Here is a 3,425-nt window from a genome sequence, read left to right on the forward strand (position 1 = left end):
ACTTAGCTTTAGTCACCGATGCCTATTCAAAGCAAATTATGGGCTATAAACTAGCTTCTCATATGAAAGTGTCATTATGCTTAGATGCGCTTAAAATGGCTGTTAAAAACCGTAAATATCCTACTGAAAAGATAATACATCACTCAGATAGAGGTTTTCAATATTGCAACCCTGAATATACAAATTTCGCTGAAAATAATGGCTTAACTATGAGTATGACTGAACAATACGACCCATATGAAAACGCTGTAGCTGAAAGAATTAATAGAACCCTGAAATATGAATATGGACTTAAAAAAGTAATCAAAAACACAACATTCGCTAAGAAAATTGTCAAAAACGCAGTACATATTTACAACAACATTAGACCGCATTTTAGCCTGGATTTAAGGAAGCCTTTTGAGGTTCATAACAATCCTAACATCAAATATAAATCGTATCGAAAAAAACATGTAAATTTACTCGAACTTAAAATTTAAGAACTGACCTAGTTCAAATTATTTTTTTGCCTTCTAAACGGCTAAAAAAAATATTTTGAACGGTTAAAGTAACCAAAAAAATGGTCAACCTATTTCAGTATAATACAATATGTACAAAAATTTAACAAAGGATATTGCAAGAAAGAATATTTGGACTCATACAATAAATACGTTAACTGTTGACAAAAACTACTCTACGGTAATAACAGAAAAAGAACTTTACCTATATTGGGAATATCTTGAACATACTTTAAAAAAAGATAAAAGATTAAACCTTTCCTCTCAAGAAAATATAATTAAACAGTTTCTCGATTATCGAAAGTCATCTCTTGGCAATTCTACTGTCGAAAAGTTAAAAATTCTATTTTTCTGTGGTCCAGAACCTGAAAATGATATAGAAGTTCTTTTAGGGTTAGGAATATTAGAAGAGAATATTTGGGCAATAGAGCTTGATAAATTAAACTTTACAAGTGCCCTAAATATTATAAAACACTCCTATCCTGGTGTTAAAATATTTAAAACTAAAATCGACCATATATTTGACGTAATAAAAATTAAATTCGATATAGTATATCTCGACTATACCGCCCCGTTTTTTAGCAAAGATCAAAAGCCCTATAAAACTACAATAGAACTTTTTAAAAATAATATCTTAAGTGATTTTGGAGTTTTAATAACTAATTATTCAGAGATAAAACCAGCTGATGATAATTTTGAAAACTATACCAAGATTATCAAGGAGTACTTCAACTATCAAACCTTTGTACACGAACTTAGTGAAGAAGAGGGTACGTACCTTACTTCTCCCTACATTGAAGAAGAAAATTTTTTAGATATAGTTAAATCAAAGTATAAAAACGCATATTCATCTTTTTTAACTCACTTTCATTTATACTTAGCAGAAATTATAACACCATCTTTCAATGTATTCAAAAACAAAAACATTCAATCTATTTTTTTCGATGATAAAATTTTAAAGGAATATCTTAAAAAAGTCGAGACCCTAGATTTTTCAGATGATGATGACTTTATAAAATATGGAGATAAATTGATGGAACCAGAGTCATTTTGGTTTGAACATTTTATTGAAAATATCAAAGACTTGAGTCCTAATATATACGGATATTTTAAGACAAACAAGATTGATTCACTAATACAATTAACTAATCTTCTTAAAAATTGGTATTCCGACAAAGAAATATTTAACAAAGAAACTTTAAAATACCTAGAAGAAGCTCAAAGCAATCTAATTGACCCTAGAGGTGGTCTCTTTTGTGATGTACCTATGTTGCATCTTTGGGTAAACTTATTAATCAATCAGTTAGGTGCTCCTTATCATTTGAACTTGAAAAAACATAAGCGTTTTCGATACACAGGAAACGAAAGAGAAATGTTTGTAGATATTTATACACTTGATAAGTGTAGATATTTTTATGATTGGCTTCCATCCCTAAGTTCACTTCCTGAAAATATGTTGGATATAGCGAAACAACTTTTAATTAGGATAAATATTGATATTATTAGAAAAACTACTCAAAACTATCTTATAGATGAAAGTTATCAATATGGCAATTTACTTTGTTATAATGATGACGGAGTACATTTTCTAGAACAGCTCTACCTGGAGGAGAGAAAAGTAATTAAGTCTGACCCTTATACTACTGATAAATTTATTGAAATGTTCGAAACAGCAGATTTCTTGGCACAAAAAGTTGCTGATAATTATTTTAAGAGTTTCGCTTCTTTCATTCAATTTCATATGACCTATACAGCGCACGCATTTGTAAGTTTAAAAATCAAAAAAATCCCAGAAGATTTTAAAGTCTTCGGTAAAAAATTTAAAAAATATGACATTGAGAATAAATATAATTTTCGTTATTATTCTAATGGAAAGCATCTATATTATAGAACAAAATATGTTTTAAATGGAAGCCATAGATTTGATTTAATGATTATAAAAACTATAAAGTCTGTATTTGACAGATATGGTTTTGACTGTGAAATAATTGATAGACCTGATTAAATAAATAACGAAGCCTAACACCGGTAGCCGTTGCACAAGACCTTAAAACACAAATATCCTATTTCATAAGCTCCTTTTTAAGGGGCTTATTTTTTAAAGCAATAGCAAACTCTTCTCAATTTCGAATCGCTTAAAAAGGTTTATTTGAAGGCCTACAAAGCCCTCTAATGTTAAAATAAAATGATGCACCTGTTTTGCATCACTTTTTACAGTTTTTGAAATGAATTTTAAGTACTTTTTCAGATTATAAGCCATTGCTGACAGATGCATTACCTTATTTGCTTGCTGTATACCAATTGTATTTATTTTCCTAAGTCCCATAAACTGAGTAAGGGTGCCAAATACAGGCTCAACAGTGCTTTGCCGTTTACCTTTCATATAACTTCCTCTTTTGCTGTTTACCCTTGTATTGTTACGCTCATATTCTTCTTTGTAATAAGTGATGGTAATCCGTTTTTCTTGACTCTTTTTTAAACAAGTACTACGTATAGGGCAATCAATACATAGGTATTTAGATGCTCGATACTCTTTCTTTTTATTATTGTTTTCTCCTTCATAAAAAACCTTTGTAAATGGAATCGTTTTATTTTGGGGGCAGATAAAACAATCTTCTTGTTTATTGTAGGTAAAGCCTTCTGGACCGCCTTTATAGGTTCCGTGTGGTGGTATAAAACTTTCCAATCCTTCTGCTTCTAGAAAAGCATAATTCTCTCCGCTGCTATAACCTGTGTCAGCTATACAGTTTCTCCAAAGTCCTTGTTGTTCTTTGGATGCTTTATTGATGGAAGCCTTTCTTATGGAAGTTTTTTTTATCCATTGAACTAATGTGACGAATATTATACAAATGAGCTTCCAAATCCTCTTTTGGAACTTTTAATTCCAAAGTATCCATAGAAGCATTCGCCTTTATTATCCATTGAACT

General features: G+C 30.1%; 3 protein-coding genes. 2 read left to right on the plus strand and 1 reads right to left on the minus strand.

All coding sequences use genetic code 11. The features are described from left to right. Together EC396_RS11945 and EC396_RS11950 are read left to right on the plus strand one after the other, a co-directional pair. On the plus strand, positions 1-479 hold a 479-nt coding region (locus EC396_RS11945; protein WP_164975267.1), incomplete at its 5' end, for a DDE-type integrase/transposase/recombinase. Positions 480-588: 109 nt separating this feature from the next. Then, the gene (locus EC396_RS11950; protein ID WP_129366916.1) at positions 589-2,502 is read left to right on the plus strand and encodes a hypothetical protein; all 1,914 of its coding nucleotides are present in this window, start codon (positions 589-591) and stop codon (positions 2,500-2,502) included. A 93-nt stretch (positions 2,503-2,595) separates the two neighbouring features. Here EC396_RS11950 and EC396_RS11955 read toward each other — a convergent pair whose 3' ends face one another. Then, positions 2,596-3,360: a transposase gene (locus EC396_RS11955; RefSeq protein ID WP_129366917.1), complete on the minus strand. Its 765-nt coding sequence runs from the start codon at positions 3,358-3,360 to the stop codon at positions 2,596-2,598. Positions 3,361-3,425: the final 65 nt, after the last annotated feature.

This window comes from Lutibacter sp. HS1-25 (genome assembly GCF_004121075.1).
GTDB lineage: Bacteria > Bacteroidota > Bacteroidia > Flavobacteriales > Flavobacteriaceae > Lutibacter.